Origin of the sequence: uncultured Reyranella sp. (genome assembly GCF_945957355.1) — a bacterium.
GTDB lineage: Bacteria > Pseudomonadota > Alphaproteobacteria > Reyranellales > Reyranellaceae > Reyranella.
The window spans coordinates 143,349-164,674 of record NZ_CAMFKM010000008.1; the positions used below are offsets into that span (position 1 = coordinate 143,349).

Genomic DNA, 21,326 nt, shown 5'->3' on the forward strand with positions numbered 1-21,326 from the left:
GGTTTAGATTTTCGCGATGCGACGGGGATCAGCCCCGGATATCGGCCCCGACCGCATCGCCGACCGACGCGAAGCCGTCGCGGGCCAGCAAAGCCGCGAGTTCATCCTTGATGCGGCGGATCAGCGGCGGCCCCTGATAGACCATGGCCGAATAGAGCTGCACCAGCGTGGCGCCGGCGCGGATCTTGGCGTAGGCGTCGGCACCCGAACCCACGCCGCCGCAGCCGATCAGCGGGAACTGCCGCTCGACACGCTGCGCGGTCTTGCGCAGCACCTCGGTCGACAGGGCCGTCAGCGGGGCGCCGGACAGGCCGCCTGTCTCTCCGCGGCGCTCCGACTTCAGCGAGGGTGGGCGGGAGAGCGTGGTGTTGCCGATGATGATGCCGTCCAGCCTGAGGTCGCGGCAGACGAAGACGATGTCGTCTAGGTCATCGTCGGTCGCGTCAGGGGCGATCTTGACCACCAGCGGCACGGGCTTGGCAGCGATCGCGTCCTGCACGCGCTTGAGCAGGCCTGCCAGCTCGGTTCGGCCCTGCAGGTTGCGCAGGCCCGGCGTGTTGGGCGAGGAGACGTTGCAGACGAGATAGTCGGCATAGGGCGCCAACGCCACGCAGCCCGTAACGTAGTCGGCGGCGCGGTCGGTGCTGTCCTTGTTGGCGCCGATGTTGACGCCGACGAAGCCGCGGCGCGGACGGGCGGCCAAGCGCGCGCGGGCGGCCTCCAGCCCGTGCCCGGGAAAGCCCATGCGATTGATGACGCCGCGATCCTCGGGCAGCCGGAACAGGCGGGGACGCGGATTGCCTTCCTGCGGTCTCGGCGTGACGCTGCCGATCTCCACAAGGCCGAAGCCCTGGGCCAGCATGGCGTCGGCGACCTCGGCGTTCTTGTCGAAGCCGGCGGCGAGACCGATCGGATTGGGCAGCGTGCGTCCCCAGACTTTCGTTGTCAGGGAGGCGGCGTCGGCCCGCCCGTCGCCCGGCAGAAGGCCGGTCTTCAGCGCGCGGATGGCGAGACCATGGGCGGCCTCCGCGTCGAGGCGGGAGAGCGCGAGATCGAGGAGAGAATACCAGACGGCCATTGCCGTCTGGTTAGCAGAAGTTACCTGTGGAGCGCTTGGCGCCCACGGCCGCTAGAAGCGGCCCATGCCGCCGCCCTGATTGGGACGGAGAGACGGGGAGTCGGAGAAGACGACCATGAACAGTTCGCGGAAGAGCTCGCCGATGCGCGGATCGGTCGGGCCGCTCGCAGCAGTCCAGGCGGTCGTCTCGGACATCGTCATGTCGTTGCGGCAGTAGATGGCATAGACATTGAAGATTCCGGGCTTGCCGGGCTTGAAGCGCACCGTGCCCTTGCAGACGGAATCGCTGTTGAGGTCGTTCGCCGGGTCGAAGACCAGGATCAGGCGATAATCCGGCCGCGGCGGCTCCGGCGGTGACTCGTAGGTGAAGGTGAGCCGGGGCATTGGCTTGGCCGCCTGCATCATCGGCAGCAGATCGCGTGCAACGACCGCCGGGTCGGTGCCGGGGAAGGGATTTCCCTGGAGCACGACCTGGAAGTTCTTGCCGTCAGTGGCGGCGAAGAATTCGCGGTAGTCGTACTGCACGGCGTAGTAGGTGCCGCCGATCACGGCGCCGTAGGCAGCTGCCGGAATGGCGGCGACCGCCAGCACGGCGGCGACGATCCTGGACCTGAAACGCATGAGGAAACTCCTCGGCAGATTATCCAACTATCATAAGCCCGGAGCATGGCTCCTGGAATGTCACATTTCTGCGCGCACGCCGTTATCCCGCAGCCGCCCGCCTCACACGTCGAGGTCGCGGGCGAACCGGGCGTTCTCCTGGATGAAGGCGTAGCGCTTCTCAGGCTTGCGGCCCATCAGGTCCTCTACGAGGGTCCGGGTCCGCATTTCCTCGACTCGGGCGTCCGGCTCTGCACCCGTGATCAACGGCACGTCGACCTTCAGCAGCACGCGCTTGCTCGGGTCCATGGTCGTCTCGCGCAGGTGAACCGACTGCATTTCGCCCAGACCCTTGAAGCGGGTGATGTCGGCCTTGCCGTTGAACACCGTCCGGACCAGCTCGTCCTTCTGGGCATCGTCCTGGGCATACTCGGTGCGGCCGCCCTTGCTGATGCGATAGAGCGGCGGCTGGGCCAGGAACAGATGGCCGTTCTCGATCAGCTTCGGCATCTCGCGGTAGAAGAACGTCATCAGTAGCGACGCGATGTGCGCACCGTCCACGTCGGCGTCGGTCATGATGATGACCCGCTCATAGCGCAGGCGGTCGTCGTTGTAGTGGGCGCCTGCGCCGCAGCCCAGGGCCTGGATGAGGTCCTGGATCTCCTGGTTCTCGCGCATCTTCTCGGAACTGGCGCTGGCCACGTTCAGGATCTTGCCACGCAGCGGCAGGATGGCCTGGGTCTCGCGATTGCGCGCCGCCTTGGCGGAGCCACCGGCCGAATCGCCCTCGACAAGGAAGATTTCGGTGCCGATCGAGGCGGAACTGGAACAGTCGGCGAGCTTGCCCGGCAGCCGGAGCTTGCGCGTTGCGGTCTTGCGCTGCTGTTCCCGGTCCTGACGGCGCCGCAGCCGTTCCTCGGCCTTGGCGACGACGTGCTCAAGCAGGACGTTGCCGGCTTCCTTGTCGCCGATCAGCCAGTGCTCGAAATTGTCGCCGACGATCGTCTCGACGATCTTGGTCGCCTCGACGCTGACCAGCTTTTCCTTCGTCTGGCCCTGGAACTGCGGCTGTTCGATGAAGACCGAGACGAGGGCAGCGGAGCCGTCGATCACGTCGTCGGCGGTGATGACCGAGCCCTTGCGATTCCCTGTCAACTCGGCATAGCGCTTGAGGCCGCGCACCAGCGCGCTGCGGAAGCCCGATTCGTGGGTGCCGCCCTCGGAGGTGGGCACGGTGTTGCAGTAGGAACGGACGAAGCCTTCCTCGTCGTTCGGCCACCAGACGGCCCACTCGACCTTGCCGTTGCCGTCGTTTTTGGCCTCGCCAGCGAAGGGCTGCGGCACGACCGTCGGCCGCTGGCCGATCTCGGAGGTGATGTAGTCCTTCAGGCCGTTGGGGAAGTGGAACGTCTCTTCCTCGGGAATCCCGCCGGTCTTGAGAAGAGACTTGTCGCACTTCCAGCGGATCTCGACGCCGCGGAACAGGTAGGCCTTGGAGCGCACCATGCGGTAGAGGCGCTCAGGGACGAACTGCTGCTTGCCGAAGATCTCGGGATCGGGATGGAAGGTGACGATCGTGCCGCGCCGGTTGGGGGCCGGGCCGGCCGGCTTCAGCTTGGAAACCGGAAGGCCTCGCGAGAAGCTCTGCGTCCAGGCCTGGCGGTCGCGGGCGACCTCCACGACGAGATCGTCCGAGAGCGCGTTCACGACCGAGGCGCCGACGCCGTGCAGGCCGCCCGAGGTGGCGTAGACCTTGCTGTTGAATTTGCCACCGGCGTGCAGCGTGGTGAGGATCACCTCCAGCGCCGACTTGTTCTTGAACTTGGGGTGCGGATCGACCGGCATGCCGCGGCCATTGTCGCGCACCGAGACATAATTGCCCGGCAGCATCTCCAGCCAGATCGTGTCGGCGTGGCCGGCAACGGCCTCGTCCATCGAATTGTCGAGGATCTCGGCCACGAGATGATGCATGGCCCGTTCATCGGTACCGCCGATGTACATGCCGGGGCGCTTGCGGACGGGCTCCAGCCCCTCCAGCACCTCGATGTCACTCGCCGTGTAGGAGTTTTCCTTCGGCCCCGCGGCGCGCTTGCCGCCGCCAGACCGATCGAACAGATCGCCGTTTCGTGCCATGCCTGCTTCTTGTCTTTCCGCGGCCGCGCGAGGGGATCGCTGGGTGGCCGGTCCGGCATGGGTATGGTAGCAAAACCGCGTGAAAGCAACCACATCCGGTGAGGAATTGATGTCCGAAAGTCGCCGCGATCCCATCGTAAGGACCGTTCCGCAGCCCGCTGACATGAACGGAAACGGCGACATTTTCGGCGGCTGGGTGCTGAGCCAGATGGACATCGCGGGCGGCTCGCTCGCGGCCCGGGTGGCGAAGGGCAGGGTGGCCACGGTGGCGATCACGGCCATGACCTTCGTCCAGCCGATCAAGGTGGGAGACATGGTGTCGATCTATGGGGAAGTCGTGAAAGTCGGCCGGACGTCGATCACCATCGGGCTCGAGACCGTCGTCCAGCGCCGGCACGAGGAAACCGACATCCAGGTGACCCACGGGACCTTCGTCTTCGTGGCGATCGATGACGAGGGCAAGCCGCGCGCGGTACCGCATCAGGAGCCGACGTGAGGCGGCTGCTCGCCCCGGCCCTGGCCGCCCTGGCGCTGCTCGCGCCGGCTGTGGCGCTCGCCCATCCGCACATCGTCGTGCAGCAGGTCGTGCGCATGGTCGCCAAGGATGGGAAATACACGCATGTCGAGATCGAATGGCGTTTCGACCCGTTTTCCAGCGAGGTCGAGATTCCGCTGATCGACGAGGACAAGAACGGCAAGGTTTCCGCCCGCGAGGCCAAGCTGCTCGCTGACGAGATGATGCCCGAGCTTGGCAAGGACGGGTACCTGAGCTGGATCAACACCGGCGGAAAGGACTTCCGGCCACCCAAGGCGCCGCAGTTTTCGGTGCGTATCGACGATCCGGCGAGCTTTGTTCCGCCGGAATGGGACCGCAACGCCGGCGACAATGCCGGCATGCCGATGCCGGCCAACAAACGGGCCGACGCGCCGGGCGTGCCGCGCAAGCAGGGCGCGCGCAATCTCGTATATGTGATGCGCTTCGCGCTGCCCCAGCCGTCCAAGCTCGTGTCGATCGTCACATACGATCCCGAGGACTTCATCCGGATCGAGGTCGACAAGGCCTCGGTTCCGGCCGGCTGCACCCTGGGCAAGCATCCGACCCACAAAGCCGAGTTCGTACGCGGCTATCCCATCTTCGCCGACGTGGTGACATGCCAACTTCCGTAAGGACTTCCGCACTGCGCTCGCCCTTCCTCTGGGTTGGGCTCCTCCTTCTGGTGGCCCTTGGGGCCGCGCTGGTGTTCAGCGACGGCGTCGCCGAACTGGCGCGCTATTCGGCCGACTACCAGCGCCGCATCAACCAGGTGCTGTCGACGTCGTTGCGCGACGTGCAGTCAGGCACGGGCTCGCTCGCGCTTTGGACTCTGGTCACTGTATGCTTCGGCTACGGCGTCGTGCACACGCTGGGCCCGGGGCACGGCAAGGCCGTCGTGGTGGCCTATTTCCTCGACAGCAGCCGGCCACGCGCCTGGATAGAGGGCATCTTCGCCGGCGGCTGGATCGCCTTCACCCACACCCTGGCGGCGCTTCTCCTCGCCGGTGCATTGAAGCTCTCGTCGACGGTTGGCCTGCTCGGTGCGCTGCGCGAGGTGCGCAACGTCGAGATCGTCTCCTATACGCTGATCGTGCTGGTGGGGTTCTGGCGGCTTTGGGCCGGCATCACGGGCCGTCTGCATGAGCATCCGCACGGCGACCAGGGGCACGGGTACGATCATGGTCATCACCACGGTCACGACCACGCGCATGATCACGACCACCATCATCACCACGACCACGAGCCGCCGCAGCGTACGATCGCAGGGTGGCTGCTGTTGACGGCGGCCGGCATCGCGCCCTGCGCCGGTGCGCTGATCATCATTCTCCTGTCGATCGCGCTCGACGTGCTGTGGGCAGGAGTCGTCGGCGTCATCGCCATTGCGCTCGGCATGGCGATCACCCTGGCGGCCATCGGCATGGCCTCGATGGTGGCGCACCGGCTTATCATCGCCGAGGGGCGCTCCCAGGAGATCGGACGCTTCACTGCCATCGCCGCCTCGCTGATCGTCATCGCGACGGGTGGCACGCTGCTGCTGGGCTCACTCGAACGCTTCCTGCGCTGAGGCCCTGAATGGCCGAGATCCAGGCGCCCAGCCGGTCGTCACGGCCGCTGCTGGGCGTGCTCTTCATGTGCACGGCCTGCGCGCTGTTCCCGATCATGAACGGTCTGGTGAAGCTGCTGGCCGCCACCTACGACCCGCAGGAGATCGTCTGGTTCCGGATCATCATGCACCTGGTGCTGGTGGCTGCAGTGTTCATGCCTCGCATGGGGCTGGGGCTGCTGCGCACGCGCCGCATCGGCACGCAGTTCGTCAGCTCCGTGATGATGATGCTGTCGACGCTGTTCTTTTTCTCCGCCGTGAAGTCGATCCCGGTGGCCGAAGCGATCGCTGTGACCTTCGTGGCGCCACTCGCCGTGGTGCTGTTGGCCTGGCCCATGCTGGGCGAGCGCATCACGTTTTTCAGGATGGCTGCGGTCGTCGTGGGCTTCGCCGGCGTGCTGATCGTGATCCGGCCCGGAAGCGCGGTGTTCCAGTGGCAGTCGCTGCTGCTGTTGGGCAGCGCCGTCTGCTACGCGATGTACCAGATCCTGATCCGGCGGCTTGCGGGCATCGACGCGCCTGCCACGTCGATCTTCTACAGCGTCCTGCTGGGCGCGATCCTCATGTCGGCCTGGTTGCCTTTCCACTGGAAGATGCCGACCGGCTGGGGCGACTGGGCGCTGCTCTGCTCGCTGGGGGCGCTGGGCGCGCTGGGCCACTACTGCGTCGCCAAGGCCATGACATATGCCTCGGCCAATTTCGTGGCGCCGTTCAACTATACGCAGATGATCGGCTCGGTCATCGTGGGCTACCTCATGTTCGCCGAGGTGCCGGATTTCTACACCTGGCTCGGGACGGCCGTGGTCGTGGGGGCGGGCCTCATGGTCGGCTGGCAGGGACGCAAGCCACAGAAGAGCTGAAGGGGAGAGAACATGCCGTACCTCGTTGCAGCCGATCTTCCGACGGAGCCGGCCGGCATCCGCTTCCGAAAACTGCTCGAACGGCCGCAGATTCTGCGCATGCCCGGCACACACAATGGCATTGCGGGCCTTCAGGCGGCGCGGGCGGGTTTCGAGGCGCTCTACCTGTCGGGCGCGGGCATGTCGTCGTCGATGGGGCTGCCCGATCTGGGTGTGATCACGGTCGACGAAGTGTGCTTCTTCATCCGCCAGGTGGCGCGCGCCTCGGGCCTGCCGGTGCTGGTCGATGGCGACACCGGCTATGGCGAGGCGCTGAACGTCATGCACATGGTGAGGGCCTTCGAGGAGGCGGGTGCAGCCGCCGTCCATCTCGAGGACCAGCTCCTGCCGAAGAAGTGCGGCCACCTGAACGACAAGAAGCTCGCCCCGCCGCACGACATGGCGGCCAAGGTCGCCGCCGCGGCGAAGGCACGCCGCAATCTCGTGATCGTCGCCCGCACCGATGCGGCGGCGAGCGAAGGCATCGACGGCGCCGTGGCGCGGGCACGACTCTATCTCGAAGCCGGCGCCGACGCGATCTTTCCCGAAGCTCTCGTCAATGCCGACATGTTCCGCGCCTTCGCCAAGGCGATGCCCGGCGTGAAGCTGCTGGCCAACATGACCGAGTTCGGCCGCACGCCGTTCTTCACCGCGTCCGAGTTCGAGGCGATGGGTTACCGCATGGTCATATGGCCGGTCTCGGCCCTGCGCGCCGCCAACAAGGCGCAGGAGGGCGTATATGCCGCCATCCAGCGCGACGGTGGCACCCAGAACGTGATCGACCGCATGCAGACCCGCCAGGAGCTCTACGACACGATCCGCTACCACGAGTACGAGGCGCTGGATGCGTCGCTCGTGAAGACGGTCGTGCCGCAAGGCATGCCACAGAGGGACTGAGCTTCAAGAACACCCCGTCGTCTCGACTGGAGCACCGAAGGTGCGGAGCGGAGAGACCTTCTCTCCACCAAAAGCTGGCAAATTTTGGAGAGAAGATCCCTCCGCTCCGCGCTGCGCGCTCCGGTCGAGATGACGGGCTTCCTTGTTGCCTGGAAGGCTGATTCATCCAGCCGAGATCAAGCCTCTCAGCAGTGGGCGATAAGCTTCCAGCGCAAGATCCGGGAGGATCGCGGCCTCCGCCAGATCGAACCAAGTCAATTCTGTGTGCTCGTCGTCGAGAATTGTCGGCTCACCTTTCCACGAAGTGACGCCGAACATGTGATACGTGGCGAACGCATTCGGGTCTGCGATCGTACCAAGGGGAAAGTACGCGAGTGGCATGATGCCGATCTCTTCGCCCGCCTCACGGGTGAGAGCCTCTTCCAGCGTCTCGCCTAGCTCGACGTGCCCACCAGGGAAGCTCCAGACGTCTGGATACGCTTTTCGCGTGGCACTGCGTCGGGCAAGGAGGATGTTCCCTCCTTGCAGTAGCAGCGCGTTCACAATGACGCGCATCGTGAGGCAACCCCTACAGACCCAGCGGCGACAGGTCCGGCGTCCGCTTGTGGAAATCGGTTGCGTCCTGCAGCGCCTTTCCGATCCTGAGCACCGTGCCCTCGGCGTAGGGCTTGCCGAGGAGCTGGATGCCGATCGGCAGGCCGTTCGAGAAGCCACTGGGCAGCGAGAGGCCGCACAGGCCGAGATAGTTGCCGGGGCGGGTCATCAGCGAGATGGCGGGCGAGGTCTCGTCGACCTCGGTGACCGGGATCGCCCCCGAGGCCAGCGCCGGCGTCAGCAGCGCGTCGTAGGGGGCCATCCAGGCGTTGAACGCCGCACGGCGCTCACCCATGCGGCGAAGCTCTTCGGCATAGAGCGCAGGCGCGAAGCCCTTGGCGGCCATCGCGCGGCCACGCACGCCGGCACCGATCGGCTGGTTCATGTCCTCGATCCAGCCGCGGTGGAGGGACCACAGTTCCGAGGCCGAGATCGAGCCCGCGCCGACGCCGAGATTGAAGTACCATTCGGGGATCTTCACCGGCTCGACGATGGCACCCAGTTCTTCCAGCTTCTGGGCAGACGCCTGCCAGGCTTGGATCACGTCGGCATGGCACGCGGGCAACGAGGAGGCATCCGGCAGGGCGATGCGCATGCCCTTGATCGAGGCGCCCTTGGTCGAAGCGGTGAAGTCCTCGAGCGGCTGGCCGAGAGTCGTGGGATCGCGCGGATCGGGGCCCGCCAGCGCGTTGAGCATGAGGGCGCAATCCTCGACCGAGCGCGCCATTGGACCGATAGAGTCCAGCGTCCACGACAACAGCATCGTGCCATGCAGGCTGATGCGACCGAACGTGACCTTGAGGCCGACCAGCCCGTTGAAGGCGCAGGGGATGCGCACCGAGCCGCCGGTATCGCTGCCGATGCCCGCGGGCGTCAGCCGCGCCGCGACGGCGACGCCGGTGCCGCTCGACGAGCCGCCGGGTGTGCGGTGGGTTTCGAGGTCCCAGGGGTTCCACGGCGTGCCCATCAGCGGGTTGGTGCCCCAGCCGCCGAAGGCAAATTCGACCATGTGCAGCTTGCCGAGCGGGATCATGCCGGCCGCGGTCAGGCGCTCCACGGTATTGGAGGTCTCGGTGGCGACGCGCTTCTCCCACATCTTGGAGCCGGCGGTGCCTATGCGGCCGGCGATGTCGCAGAGATCCTTGTAGGCGACAGGCAGCCCGTGCAGGCGTGGCAGCGGAAATCCCGAGGCGCGGGCGGCGTCGGCGCCGTCGGCGATCGCGCGAGCTTCCTTCCCATAGACCTCGGTGAAGGCGTGCAGTTTGCCGTCGGCCTTCTCGATGCGCGCAAGCAGGGAGTCGACGATCTCGCGGGATGAGAAGCGTTTGGCCGCGAGACCAGCCGCGAGTTCGGTCAAGGTGAGTTCATGCAGAGACATCAGTAGGTAGCCCGTCCACCAGAGAGATCGAAAACCGCACCCGTCGCGAAGGTGCAATGGGAGGAGGCGAGCCAGGCGACCATCTCGGCCACTTCCCCGACTTCGCCGAAGCGGTTCATTGGGATCTTGGACAGCATGTAGTTGATGTGTTGCTCGGTCATCTGGCTGAACAGTTCCGTCTTCACCACCGCCGGCGCGACGCAGTTCACCAGCACGCCTGTCGTAGCAAGTTCCTTGCCGAGCGACTTGGTGAGGCCGATGACGGCGGCCTTGGAGGCGGAATAGGCCGAGGCATTGGGATTGCCCTCCTTGCCGGCCACCGAGGCGATGTTGACGATGCGGCCCCAGCCGCGCTGCACCATGCCGTCGACCACCGCCCGGTTGCAGAGGAAGACACCCGTCAGGTTGATGTCGATCACCTGACGCCAGGCATCGACGGGATACTTGGCAACGGTCGTATTGGGGCCGGTGATACCGGCGCTGGCGACCAGGATGTCCGGCGGTGCGAGCAACTTCTCGGTCTCGGCGAGCGCCCGGGCGACGTCCGCCTCGCTGGTCACGTCGACGGCGATGGCCACCGCACCCTTCAGGGTCGCGGCGGACTGCTTCGCGCGCTCGGGATCGCGGTCCCACAAGGCGACCCGTCCGCCGCCCTGGGTGATCTTCGCGGCGCAGGCGAGGCCTATGCCCCGCGCGCCACCGGTGACGATCGCGGTCCGGCCCCGGAACGGTTCGGGTTCCATGTCTTTCTCCCAAATCATTGAATTATCGTACAATTCCCAGCATATCGGCGCGCCGGGGCATCCGCTACACTGAGCGCTTCGGTGCCTCGAGTTTTAGCGGGAGTTTCATGCCTTCGCCCATTCCGGCGTCCATTGACGCCACCGTTGAGCTGCTGAAGGGCGGCGACTACATCGCCGACCGCAGCCTCGCCACGGTCCTCTATCTCGCCCTCAAGCTGGGCCGTCCGCTATTCTGCGAAGGCGAGGCGGGAGTCGGCAAAACCGAGATCGCCAAGGTCCTGTCCGAAACCCTGAAGCGGCCGCTGATCCGGCTGCAATGCTATGAGGGCCTCGACGTCGCGTCGGCGGTGTACGAATGGAACTACGCCCGCCAGATGATCGAGATCCGTCTCGCCGAAGCACAGGGCGTGCACAACCGCGGTGAACTCGCGGCCGATATTTTCGACGAGAAGTTCCTGATCCGCCGTCCGCTGCTCGAGGCGCTGCAGCCGCATGTCGACGGCGCGCCGATCCTGCTGATCGACGAGCTCGACCGTACCGACGAGCCGTTCGAGGCGTACCTGCTCGAAGTCCTGTCGGATTTCCAGGTGACGATCCCCGAACTCGGTACGGTGAAGGCGGCGGAGCGGCCGATCGTCATCATCACGTCCAACCGCACGCGCGAAATCCACGATGCGCTGAAGCGACGCTGCTTCTATCACTGGGTCGACTATCCGGACCTCAAGCGCGAACTCGAAATCCTGAAGGTCAAGGCGCCGGGAGCGAGCGAGCGTCTGTCGCGCCAGGTCGTGGGCTTCGTCCAGGAACTGCGCAAGCTCGACCTGTTCAAAGCGCCGGGCGTCGCCGAGTCGATCGACTGGTCGACGGCCCTGTCGGAACTCGACGTGCTCGATCTCGACCCGCGGACGATCAACGACACGTTGGGTGTGCTGCTCAAGTACCAGGACGACATCCAGCGCCTGCAGGGCTCGGAAGCGGCCGAGATCCTGCGCAAGGTAAAGTCCGACATAGCCGCTCAGCCGCTGGGCTGAGCGGCTATGGATACGCTGCCCGATCCGCCGGCCGGGCTTCCGGGACGCGAGCCGCGTGACGGCAAGCTTGCGACCAACATCGTGCATTTCGCGCGGACCTTGCGCACGGCGGGGCTGCGGGTTGGGCCGGGGCAGATCCTGCGCGCCATCGAGGCGGTGGAGGCGGCCGGCCTGCGGAACCGTGATGACTTCTATTGGACGCTGCATTCGGTGTTCGTGAACCGCCGCGACCAGCGGGAGATCTTTGACCAGGCATTCCACGTCTACTGGCGCAATCCGCGCCTGCTCGAGAAGATGATGGACATGCTGCTGCCGCAGATCGGCGTGCCGGCCGAGCAGGACAAGGGCAAGCAGCTCAGCCGCCGTCTCCAGGAAGCACTGCAGCCCGGGCAGGGAGAGGCGCCGGAGCAGTCGGAAGAGCCGCCGGAAGTCGAGGTGGAGGCGACCTTCACCGTGTCCGACCGAGAAGTGCTGCAGACCCGGGATTTCGAGCAGATGTCCCAGACAGAGATCGACGAAGCCCTGCGGGCGATCTCGCGTCTGCGCCTGCCGGTGCCGGAGCGGCGCACCCGCCGCTACCAGTCGGCGCGGCGCGGGCCGCGCATTGATTTCCGCGCCTCACTGCGCCGCGCGATGCGGCCGGAGGGGCTGACGGAGCTGGCCCGCCGCGAACCGCGCCGCCGCCCGCCGCCGCTCGTCATCCTGTGCGACATCTCAGGCTCGATGGCCCGCTATACGCGCATGTTCCTGCATTTCATGCACGCCATCACCAACGACCGGGATCGCGTCTACTGCTTCACCTTCGGCACGCGCCTGTCGAACGTGACGCGCGCCCTGCGCAACCGCGACGTCGATATTGCCTTGCAGAAGGCTTCCTCGCAGGTCGAGGACTGGTCGGGCGGCACGCGCATCGGGCAGGCGCTGCACGAGTTCAACAACAAGTGGTCACGCCGCGTGCTGGGGCAGGGCGCGGTGGTTCTCCTTATCACAGACGGGCTCGATCGCGAAGGTGCGAGCGGGTTGGATGAGGAAATGGAACGCCTGCATAAGTCCTGCTCACGCATGATCTGGCTGAACCCACTCTTGCGGTACGGCGGCTACGAGCCCAAATCTCAGGGGAACAAGGCCATGCTGCCGCATGTCGACGAATTCAGGCCCGTCCACAACCTGGAGAGCCTGTCCGGCCTGATCGCGGCGCTGGGCGCCCGTACCGCCGGGGCCGACAAGCGGCTCGCGGGTTGGCAGACCGAACTTCGCAAGGAGTAGACCATGAGCGATGCGCTGGAAGTTCTCGATCAGGTCGGCAAGTGGAAGGCCGGGGGCAAGGGCGTCGCTATCGCCACCGTCATCGTCACCTGGGGATCCTCGCCGCGCCCCGTGGGCAGCCAGCTCGGTGTCGACGATGCCGGCAACATGGTGGGGTCGGTGTCCGGCGGCTGCATCGAGGGCGCGGTCGTCAAGGAGGCGCTGGACGCTATCAAGGACGGCAAGCCACGCCTGCTCGATTTCGGCGTCACCGACGAGCAGGCCTGGGACGTCGGTCTGGCCTGCGGCGGCAAGGTCCAGGTGTTCGTCGAGAAGGTGAACTGATCAGATGAAAACCGAAACCCTCGCCGCCCTCCAGGATGCGCGCACCAAGCGGCGGGCCGTCACGCTCGCTACCCGCCTCGGCGATGCGGCCGAAGCGCTGGTCTATCGCGACGATGCCAAAGGCGAGCTGGCGGGCGACGCCGAGATCGTTGCGGCCGCCCAGCGCGCCATGGATATCGGCAAGAGCGAGACCGTCGAGATTGGCGGCGCCAAGATCTTCCTCAACGTCTACGTGCCTCCGCCGCGGCTGATCATCGTCGGCGCCGTGCACATCGCGCAGTCGCTGGCGCCGATGGCGGCCATGCTGGAATTCGACGTCACGGTCGTCGATCCGCGCGGCGCCTGGGCCACGACCCAGCGCTTCCCCGGCGTGAAGGTCATCCAGGACTGGGCCGACGAGGCATTTCAGGCCATGGGGCTCGACAGCTCGACTGCCGTCGTGACCCTGACCCATGATCCCAAGCTCGACGATCCGGCGCTCGAGTCGGCGCTGAAATCCAACGTCTTCTACATCGGTGCACTGGGCAGCCGGCGCACCCACGCCAAGCGCAAGGAGCGGCTGGCCGAAGTCGGCATCACCGAGGAGATGTTCGCGCGTGTCCATGGGCCGGTGGGCCTCAACATCGGCGCCAAGTCGCCGGCGGAAATCGCCGTCTCCATCCTGGGCCAGATCATCGAGGTGCGGGCACGCCGCCTCGAAGCGCTCTCGGCGCCGAAGGTCGCCGCGGCGTGAGATTCGGCGAGACACCGGTCGACGAAGCCGCGGGCGCCATCCTGGCGCACAGCCGGCGTGCTGACGGGATCAACTTCTCCAAGGGCCGCGTCCTCTCGGACGAGGATATCGCGCGCCTGAAAGAAGCCGGCGTTTCGACGGTCGTGGCCGCGCGCCTCGATGCCGACGACATGCACGAGGACGAAGCGGCCGCGACGGTGGCGCACGCGCTTGCGGGCGAAGGGATCGATGTCACCGCGCCCTTCACCGGCCGCTGCAATCACTTCGCCCGCGAGGCCGGGCTCGCCGTGCTCGACCGGGAGCGGATCGACGCGCTGAACGAGTTGGACGAGTCGGTGACGGTCGCCACCTTGCCGCCTTTCGCGAGGGTCGAACCGCGCCAGATGGTGGCGACGGTGAAGATCATTCCCTATGGCGCACCACGCGCCGCGGTCGCACGAGCAGTCGCGGTCGCCAAGGAGGCGAACCGGCCGATGATCTCCGTGGCGCCATTCCAGGCGATGCGCGCCGGCCTCGTCCAGACGAAGCTGCCGGGCACGCGGGACAAGGTCCTCGACAAGGCGGTCGGCACGACGACCAAGCGCCTGACGTCTCTCGGCAGCATTCTGAACGGCGAGCGCCGTGTCGCTCACGACGCCCAGGCGATCGCCACTGCGCTGGCCGAGCTGAAGTCAGAGGGCTGCGACCTGTTCCTGATCGCCGGAGCCTCGGCGATCGTCGATCGCCACGATGTGGTGCCAGCCGGCATAGAAGCGGCAGGCGGCACGGTCATCCATTTCGGCATGCCGGTCGATCCGGGCAACCTGCTGCTCACGGCGGAGCTGGACGGCAAACCGGTGCTGGGCCTGCCGGGCTGCGCCAAGTCGCCGAAGTACAACGGTTTCGACATGGTGCTGGAGCGGCTGGCCGCGCGCCTGCCGGTCGGCCGTGCCGAGATCGTGCGCATGGGATCAGGTGGATTGTTGGCGGAAATCCCCAGCCGTCCGCAGCCGCGCGACGAGACCGAGGCCGAAGACGCGGGTCCTCAGCAGGCGCCTCGCGTTGCGGTACTGGTGCTGGCCGCTGGCCGTTCGACCCGCATGGGCGGTCCGAACAAGCTCCTGGCTGAGGCGGACGGCGCGCCCCTCGTGGTCCATGCGGTGAAGGCAGCGCTGACCTCGCAGGCGGTCGAGGTCGTCGTCGTGCTGGGCCATATGGCCGGCGAGATCCGACCCGTGATCGAGAAGGCGCTGCCGCCGAAGGCGAGGGTGCGCTTCGTCACCAATCCCGATTTTGCCGACGGGCTCAGCACCTCGGTTCGGACCGGTATCGGAGAGCTGGGCAGCAACGTGGATGCGGCCATCGTCCAACTCGGTGACATGCCGGGCGTCGGGGCGCCGCTGCTCAACCGCCTGATGGCGGCCTTCAGTCCCGTCGAAGGACGTTCGATCTGCGTGCCGACCGTCGGCGGCAAGCGCGGCAATCCCGTCCTGTGGGCACGCCGCTTCTTTGCCGAGATGACGAACCTTTCCGGCGACAGCGGCGCCAAGCACCTGATCGGTGAGCATGCCGATCTGGTCTGCGAGGTCGAAATGACGGGCGAAGCGGCGATCACCGACATCGACACGCCCGAAGCGCTGGCCGCCTGGCGGGCGCGCTCCCGCGAAGAGAACCAACCATGAGCTTCGACGTTGCCGCCGTCCGCGGCCAGTTCCCGATCCTCTCCGAGATCATCGACGGGTTGCCCGTCCACTATCTCGACAATGGCGCCTCGGCGCAGACGCCGCTTGCCGTCATGGATGCGGTGCGTCGCTACGAGACGACCGGCCGCGCCAACGTGCTGCGCGGCGTCCATCGTCTGGCTGAACGTGCCACCGAGGCCTACGAGACTGCGCGTGCGCAGGTGGCGACCTTCCTCGGCGTGTCGACCATGGAGGTCATCTTCACCGGTGGCTGCACGGCGGCCATCAACCTCGTCGCCTTCTCCTATGGCTCACTGCTGAAGCCCGGCGACCGCATCCTGCTGTCGGAACTCGAGCATCATTCCAACATCGTGCCGTGGCAACTGCTGCGTTCGCGCTCGGGCGTCGAGCTCGACATGCTGCCGGTCACGACCGACGGCCGAATCGATCTTTCTGCATTGCCGCGCCTGCTGACGCCCAAGACCAAGCTCGTGTCGCTGGCGCACGTCTCGAACGTGACGGGGGCGCTGCTCGACGTGCGGGCGGTCGTGGACGCGGCTCGGGCCGTCGGCGCGAAGGTGATGCTCGACGGCGCACAACGGGCGCCGCACGGACCGCTCGACCTGCCGTCGCTCGGCATCGATTTCTACGCCTTCGCCGGTCACAAGGCCTACGGGCCCAATGGCATCGGCGCCCTGTGGGGCCGGTCGGAACTTATGGAGGCGATGCCGCCGTTCATGGGGGGCGGCTCGATGATTGGCCGGGTGACCCTGGCCGAAACGACCTGGGCGCCACCGCCGCGCCGCTTCGAGGCGGGGACGCCAGCCATCGGTCCGGCCATCGGCCTCGGCGCCGCCTGCGCCTGGATGCAGGCCCTCGACTGGTCGGGGGCGCACGATCACGAAATGGGACTGGTGCAGCGCCTGATGGATGGCTTGCAGAAGATCGAGGGTGCGCAGCTCTTCGGCCCGGCCAGCCTGCAGAACCGCTATCCGGTCGTGTCCTTCATGCTGGAGGGCGTCCATCCGCACGACGTGGCGCAGACTCTCGATTCGTTCGGCGTGGCGGTGCGCGCCGGCCATCATTGCGCTCAGCCGCTGATGGACCGGTTCGATCTCGACGGCACGACACGCGTCTCGATGGCGCCGTACAACGACAATAGCGACATCGATGCACTGCTGGCCGGAGTCGCGCACGCCGCGAAGACCCTGCGATGAGCGACCAGCTCTATCAGGAGCGCATCGTCGCACTCGCCAAGGCCAAGACGGGCGCTGGCAAGCTCGAGAACCCGACCAAAACAGCGCGACGCGACAACCCGCTGTGCGGTGATCGCGTGATCCTCGACGTGAAGCTCGACGGGGAAGGGCGCATTGCCGAGATCGGCCACCAGGTGCGCGGGTGTCTCCTGTGCCAGGCCTCGGCCTCGGCGCTGTCGTCGGTCGCCGTCGGTCGCAACGCCGCCGGCATCGCCGAACTGCGCCACGACGCCGAACGCGCGCTCGGCCGTGAACCGGGCGAGACGCATGAGCCATTCGACGCCTTCGCGCCCGTGGCTGCGCACAAGTCGCGCCAAGAGTGCGTACTTCTGCCGTTGGAAGCCCTGAAGGACGCGCTTTCGTAAACACCTAGCGCACTCGTACTTTCGTCTCGCCACTGCCGCGCTTGCGTCACAGTCGCTGTGCACGGTGCATGGGCAACGTCCGGGAGAGACCATGCGCCTTTTGATGAACGTCGTGGCCCTGCTGGGCCTGATTGCGTTCCCGAGTTTCGCCTTCGCCCAGGACCTCTCGCTGAAGCGGGTCATGCTGTCGTCCGGCGGCCTCGGCTATTTCGAATACGAGGCGAGTGTCGATGGCGACGCCACGCTGAAGCTCACCGTGTCGCTCGGCCAGGTGGACGACGTGCTGAAGAGCCTCGTCGTCTATGACGACAAGGGCGGGGTGGGCGGACTCAGCCTTCCGGGCCGCGAGCCGCTGGCGCAGGCGTTCAAGGACCTGCCGTTCGACCAGAACTCGCTGGGCTCACCAGCCGAGCTGCTGCAGACGCTGAAGGGCGCGCAGGTCACCGTGGGCGGCAGCCGCTCGATCTCCGGCCGCATCGTGTCGGTCGAGGAGGACAGCATCGCGCTGCCCGACAACAAGGGCATGGTGAAGCGGACGCGGGTCACGCTCTACACCGACCGCGGGCTGCAGCAGTTCATCCTGGAGGAGGCCGAGAACCTGCAATTCGCCGATGCTGCCCTTCGCGACAAGGTGGGGCAGGCGCTGGTCGCCATCCAGGGCAACCGTGCCAAGGACGCCCGCACCATCGACCTCACCATGCGCGGGCAGGGCAAGCGCACCGTGCGCGTCGCCTACATCGTCGAGGCGCCGGTCTGGAAGGCCTCCTACCGGCTCACTCTGGGTGCGGATCCCGCCGCGGCGCGCTCGGGCCTGCAGGGCTGGGCCATCGTCGAGAACATGAGCGGGCAGGACTGGAAGGACGTCGATCTGACGCTCGTGTCCGGCCGGCCGGTCGCCTTTCACCAAGCGCTCTACAACGCCTATTACGTGACGCGCCCCGAAGTGCCGGTCGAGATCGCCGGCCGACTGATGCCCGGCATCGATCGCGGCGGCGTCGCCGCCGATCAGCAGCGCGCCAAGTCTTCGCTGCCGATGCCTGCATCTGCGCCTTATCGTGCGCAGCAGGAGCGGTCGGTCGGCGCGATGGCACCGCCGCCACCGCCTCCGGCGCCGCCGGCCGAGATGGCCGCCGCCGCCGAGCAGATCGAGGCGAGCGACGCTGCCACACAAGTGATCTTCAAGTTCCCGCGCGCCGTCAGCGTCGAGAACGGCCGCACACTTTCGATCCCGATCGTCGACCGCCAGGTGCCCGCGGCGCGGCTCGCGCTCTACCAGGCCGACACCGCCGCGCGTAATCCGCTGGCCGCGATCCGCCTGACCAACGACGGCGAATCGGGTCTGCCGCCGGGCATCATCACCCTCTATGAGCGCGACAGGGGCGGCTACGTCTCCTATGTCGGCGACGCGCGCCTCTCGGGCTTCCCGGTCGGCGAGACGCGCCTGCTGGCCTATGCGCTCGACGAGAAGGTCATCATCGAGCGCGATGTTGCGCAGACCGATCGCGTGGCCTCGGGCACGATCGCCAACGGCGCGCTGCGCCTGTCGCGGGTCGTGCGGCAGACGACGGTCTATCGCGTGCGCGGCCCGGCCAAGGAGCCGCGGCAGCTCATCGTCGTCCAGCGCCGACTGCCGGGCTGGACCCTGACCAAGCCCGAGTCGAAGGATGTCGAGCTGAGCGAGGGCAACTACCGCATCCCGTTCCAGCTTCCCGGCGGCGACCAGACGCAGACCTTCGAGGTGGTGCAGGAACAGACGCAGCAGCAGGAGATCCGGCTGGTCGAGAGCGCCGCCGAGCAGATCCGCGTCTATGCTCAGGCCCGTGAGTTCGACGCCAAGACGCGCGAGGCGCTGACCCGCGTGCTGCAGCTCCAGCAGGCAGCCGCGGACGTCCAGCGCAAGGTGGCGCAGGTCGATGCAGAGCGGCAGGCGATCGTGCAGGAGCAGGCGCGGCTGCGTGAGAACCTGGCGCGGGTGCCGGCCAACAGCGATCTCCAGCGGCGCTATCTAGCGACGCTGGACAAGCAGGAAACCAACCTCGAAGCGCTCGCCAAGCGCCGCGCGGATGCCGACAAGGAGGTCGAGGCGGCTCGCAACGCGTTGCGGACGTATGTGAGTCAGCTTGGCTGATCAGCCCGCGCGCAGCGTCCTGACCGCATCATCGCGGCGGAACAGGTAGAGGAGCGCACGGAGGGCTTGGCCGCGCTCGGTCTGCAGGTCGGGATCGCGGGCGATTACCAGCCGCGCATCGTCGCGGGCAGCCTCCAGCAGCTCGTTGTGGATCGAAAGGTCCGCCAAGCGCATGTCGGGCAGGCCGCTCTGGCGGGTGCCCAGAAGCTCGCCGGCGCCGCGCAGTTTCAGATCTTCCTCGGCGATGCGGAAGCCGTCCTCCGTCTCGCGCATGATCGCGATCCGCGCTTTGGCCGTTTCGCCGAGCGGCAAGGCGTAGAGCAGCAGACAGGTCGACTTGGCGCTGCCGCGACCGACCCGGCCACGCAGCTGGTGGAGCTGGGCCAGACCAAAGCGCTCGGCATGTTCGATTACCATCACCGTCGCCGCGGGGACGTCGACGCCGACCTCGATCACGGTCGTCGCGACCAGGACGGACAAGCGCCCGTCGGCGAAGGCGGCCATCGTGGCCTCGCGCTCGGCGCTCTTCAGCCGGCCATGCAGCAAGCCGACCTTGCCGGGGAATCGGTCGCTCAACAGCTGGAAGCGCTCGGTCACGTTGGCGAGATCGATCTCCTCTGATTCCTCGATTAGCGGGCAGACCCAATAGATGCGTGCGCCATTCGCGATCTGGCGGCCAATGCCCTGGGCGACTTCGCCGATACGCTCCAACGGCAATGCCCGCGTGTCGATCGGCTGCCGACCTTTGGGCTTCTCCGTGAGCTTCGAGACGTCGAGATCGCCATAAGCCGCCAGCATCAGGGTGCGCGGGATCGGCGTCGCCGTCATGACGAGCAGGTCGACGGCGTGTCCCTTGGAAGACAGCGCCATGCGCTGATGCACGCCGAACCGGTGCTGCTCGTCGACGACCGCCATGGCGAGGTCGGCGAACTCGACATCCTCCTGCACCAGCGCATGCGTGCCGACCACGAGCTGGATCGTACCGTCGGCCAGGCCCTGCAAGGTCTGCTTCTTCGCGCGCTGGCCGTCGCGGCCGGTCAGCAGGGCGACCTTCACGCCTGCGGCTTCGGCGAGCGGCGCGATGGTCGCGAAATGCTGCCGCGCCAGCAGCTCGGTGGGCGCCATCATGGCGGCCTGCGCGCCCGCCTCGACGCAGATCAGCATGGCAAGCAGCGCCACCAGCGTCTTGCCGCTGCCGACATCGCCCTGTAGCAGCCGCACCATGCGCTCCTCTTTACCGAGGTCGTCAGCGATCTCGGCGATGGCCTGAGTCTGACTGGCCGTCAGCTCGAAGCCCAGCGAGGCCAGGGCGGCCTTGCGCAGGCGGCCGTCGCCCTTCGTCGAGTGTCCCGCCAGCGTGCGGTTGTGATGGCGCACCAGCGCGATGGCGAGCTGGCTCGCAAGCAGCTCGTCGAAGGCGAGGCGGGCACGGGCAGGGCGCGCGGGCGAAAGATCGCCCAGCTCCTCGGGCGCATGTGCGCGGGCGAGGGCGGTCTTCCAATCGCTCCACCCCTGCTTCTTGTGGAAGGCCGCGTCCTGCCATTCGGTGAGGCCAGGCGCGCGCTCGACGGCGGCGGCGATGGCCTTCTGCACCGGCTTCTGGGTGAGACCGGCCGTCAGGCCGTAGACCGGCTCGACCCGCAGGATGGAGTCGCGCTCCTCGAGCGGCACGACATGCTCGGGGTGCGTCATCTGCACCTCGCCCTGGTAGATCTCGACCTTGCCGCTGATCACGCGCGTCTCGCCGGGCGGCAGAAGCTTCTTGAGATAGTCCTCGCGGCCGTTGAAGTAGGTGAGGCAGAGCCGACCGGTCTCGTCGCTGCACCAGACCTTGTAGGGCTGGCGCGGGCTGTGCGGGACGATGTGTTCGTCGACGATGACGGTGAGCGTGGCGACCTCGCCGCTGCGCGCCTGGGCGACCTCGGGCGCGTTACGTCGATCGATCACCCCAGAGGGCAGATGCCACAGAAGGTCGACGACCAGCGGGCCCGCCAGTTTTTCCACAAGCGTGCCCAGCCGCGGACCGATTCCGGGCAGCGACGTGACGTGGGCGAAGAGGGGCGTGAGGGCTTGCGGGCGCATGGTTGGTTTGATCAGGGGCT

The 21,326-nt window shown here is 66.9% G+C and carries 20 protein-coding genes; 13 read left to right on the forward strand and 7 right to left on the reverse strand.

The window, feature by feature from the left end; translation table 11 throughout:
- Positions 1-28: 28 nt before the first annotated feature.
- The 3 genes from Q0Q48_RS15205 to parE form a co-directional block, all read right to left on the reverse strand.
- The gene (locus Q0Q48_RS15205; RefSeq protein WP_295139237.1) at positions 29-1,078 is read right to left on the reverse strand and encodes a quinone-dependent dihydroorotate dehydrogenase; all 1,050 of its coding nucleotides are present in this window, start codon (positions 1,076-1,078) and stop codon (positions 29-31) included.
- Between the two features lie 51 nt (positions 1,079-1,129).
- Positions 1,130-1,699, reverse strand: coding sequence for a hypothetical protein (locus Q0Q48_RS15210; RefSeq protein ID WP_295139239.1), 570 nt, complete (start codon positions 1,697-1,699; stop codon positions 1,130-1,132).
- 102 nt (positions 1,700-1,801) lie between these two features.
- The gene (gene parE, locus Q0Q48_RS15215) at positions 1,802-3,811 is read right to left on the reverse strand and encodes a DNA topoisomerase IV subunit B (protein WP_295139242.1); all 2,010 of its coding nucleotides are present in this window, start codon (positions 3,809-3,811) and stop codon (positions 1,802-1,804) included.
- A 109-nt stretch (positions 3,812-3,920) separates the two neighbouring features.
- Here parE and Q0Q48_RS15220 point away from each other — a divergent pair, with 109 nt between their 5' ends.
- Genes Q0Q48_RS15220 through prpB form a run of 5 tightly spaced genes read left to right on the forward strand, consistent with a single transcriptional unit; the run spans position 3,921 to position 7,745 of the window.
- Complete coding sequence (locus Q0Q48_RS15220; RefSeq protein ID WP_295139245.1) at positions 3,921-4,307, forward strand: acyl-CoA thioesterase; 387 nt, start codon at positions 3,921-3,923, stop codon at positions 4,305-4,307.
- The gene (locus tag Q0Q48_RS15225) at positions 4,304-4,978 is read left to right on the forward strand and encodes a DUF1007 family protein (RefSeq protein ID WP_295139247.1); all 675 of its coding nucleotides are present in this window, start codon (positions 4,304-4,306) and stop codon (positions 4,976-4,978) included. Before Q0Q48_RS15220 ends, Q0Q48_RS15225 begins: the two co-directional genes overlap by 4 nt.
- A gap of 50 nt (positions 4,979-5,028) precedes the next feature.
- A complete protein-coding gene (locus tag Q0Q48_RS15230; RefSeq protein ID WP_295139248.1) occupies positions 5,029-5,910 on the forward strand; it encodes a hypothetical protein in 882 nt (293 codons plus the stop codon).
- 8 nt (positions 5,911-5,918) lie between these two features.
- Positions 5,919-6,809, forward strand: a complete 891-nt coding sequence (locus Q0Q48_RS15235; protein WP_295139251.1) for a DMT family transporter — start codon at positions 5,919-5,921, stop codon at positions 6,807-6,809.
- 12 nt (positions 6,810-6,821) lie between these two features.
- The gene (gene prpB / locus Q0Q48_RS15240) at positions 6,822-7,745 is read left to right on the forward strand and encodes a methylisocitrate lyase (RefSeq protein ID WP_295139255.1); all 924 of its coding nucleotides are present in this window, start codon (positions 6,822-6,824) and stop codon (positions 7,743-7,745) included.
- Between the two features lie 162 nt (positions 7,746-7,907).
- On the opposite strand, the gene Q0Q48_RS15245 is transcribed toward prpB, so the two are convergent.
- The 3 genes from Q0Q48_RS15245 to Q0Q48_RS15255 are packed head-to-tail and all read right to left on the reverse strand — an operon-like array spanning position 7,908 to position 10,460.
- Positions 7,908-8,300 (reverse strand): NUDIX domain-containing protein, encoded by a 393-nt coding sequence (locus tag Q0Q48_RS15245; RefSeq protein WP_295139258.1) that lies wholly within the window; start codon positions 8,298-8,300, stop codon positions 7,908-7,910.
- A gap of 13 nt (positions 8,301-8,313) precedes the next feature.
- Positions 8,314-9,717, reverse strand: coding sequence for an amidase (locus Q0Q48_RS15250; protein WP_295139260.1), 1,404 nt, complete (start codon positions 9,715-9,717; stop codon positions 8,314-8,316).
- Positions 9,717-10,460 (reverse strand): SDR family NAD(P)-dependent oxidoreductase, encoded by a 744-nt coding sequence (locus Q0Q48_RS15255; RefSeq protein WP_295139263.1) that lies wholly within the window; start codon positions 10,458-10,460, stop codon positions 9,717-9,719. The genes Q0Q48_RS15250 and Q0Q48_RS15255 overlap by 1 nt, the downstream gene beginning before the upstream one ends.
- A 107-nt stretch (positions 10,461-10,567) precedes the next feature.
- On the opposite strand from Q0Q48_RS15255, the gene Q0Q48_RS15260 reads away from it, so the two are divergent.
- The 8 genes from Q0Q48_RS15260 (at position 10,568) to Q0Q48_RS15295 (ending at position 19,224) form a co-directional block, all read left to right on the forward strand.
- Positions 10,568-11,491: a MoxR family ATPase gene (locus Q0Q48_RS15260; protein ID WP_295139266.1), complete on the forward strand. Its 924-nt coding sequence runs from the start codon at positions 10,568-10,570 to the stop codon at positions 11,489-11,491.
- A 6-nt stretch (positions 11,492-11,497) separates the two neighbouring features.
- Positions 11,498-12,757: a VWA domain-containing protein gene (locus Q0Q48_RS15265; protein WP_295139269.1), complete on the forward strand. Its 1,260-nt coding sequence runs from the start codon at positions 11,498-11,500 to the stop codon at positions 12,755-12,757.
- Positions 12,758-12,760: 3 nt separating this feature from the next.
- A complete protein-coding gene (locus tag Q0Q48_RS15270) occupies positions 12,761-13,081 on the forward strand; it encodes an XdhC family protein (protein WP_295139273.1) in 321 nt (106 codons plus the stop codon).
- Positions 13,082-13,085: 4 nt separating this feature from the next.
- On the forward strand, positions 13,086-13,814 hold the full coding sequence (locus Q0Q48_RS15275) for an XdhC family protein (RefSeq protein ID WP_295139276.1): 729 nt from the start codon (positions 13,086-13,088) through the stop codon (positions 13,812-13,814).
- Positions 13,811-15,475, forward strand: coding sequence for a molybdopterin-binding/glycosyltransferase family 2 protein (locus tag Q0Q48_RS15280; protein ID WP_295139278.1), 1,665 nt, complete (start codon positions 13,811-13,813; stop codon positions 15,473-15,475). Before Q0Q48_RS15275 ends, Q0Q48_RS15280 begins: the two co-directional genes overlap by 4 nt.
- The gene (locus Q0Q48_RS15285) at positions 15,472-16,692 is read left to right on the forward strand and encodes a SufS family cysteine desulfurase (RefSeq protein WP_295139281.1); all 1,221 of its coding nucleotides are present in this window, start codon (positions 15,472-15,474) and stop codon (positions 16,690-16,692) included. Before Q0Q48_RS15280 ends, Q0Q48_RS15285 begins: the two co-directional genes overlap by 4 nt.
- Entirely contained in the window at positions 16,689-17,096 is a 408-nt protein-coding gene (locus tag Q0Q48_RS15290; RefSeq protein ID WP_295139284.1) for an iron-sulfur cluster assembly scaffold protein, read from the forward strand. Before Q0Q48_RS15285 ends, Q0Q48_RS15290 begins: the two co-directional genes overlap by 4 nt.
- 91 nt (positions 17,097-17,187) lie before the next feature.
- Positions 17,188-19,224, forward strand: a complete 2,037-nt coding sequence (locus tag Q0Q48_RS15295) for a DUF4139 domain-containing protein (RefSeq protein ID WP_295139287.1) — start codon at positions 17,188-17,190, stop codon at positions 19,222-19,224.
- Here the strand turns inward: Q0Q48_RS15295 and recG are convergent, their stop codons facing one another.
- Positions 19,225-21,306, reverse strand: a complete 2,082-nt coding sequence (gene recG / locus Q0Q48_RS15300) for an ATP-dependent DNA helicase RecG (protein WP_295139290.1) — start codon at positions 21,304-21,306, stop codon at positions 19,225-19,227.
- Positions 21,307-21,326 lie beyond the last annotated feature (20 nt).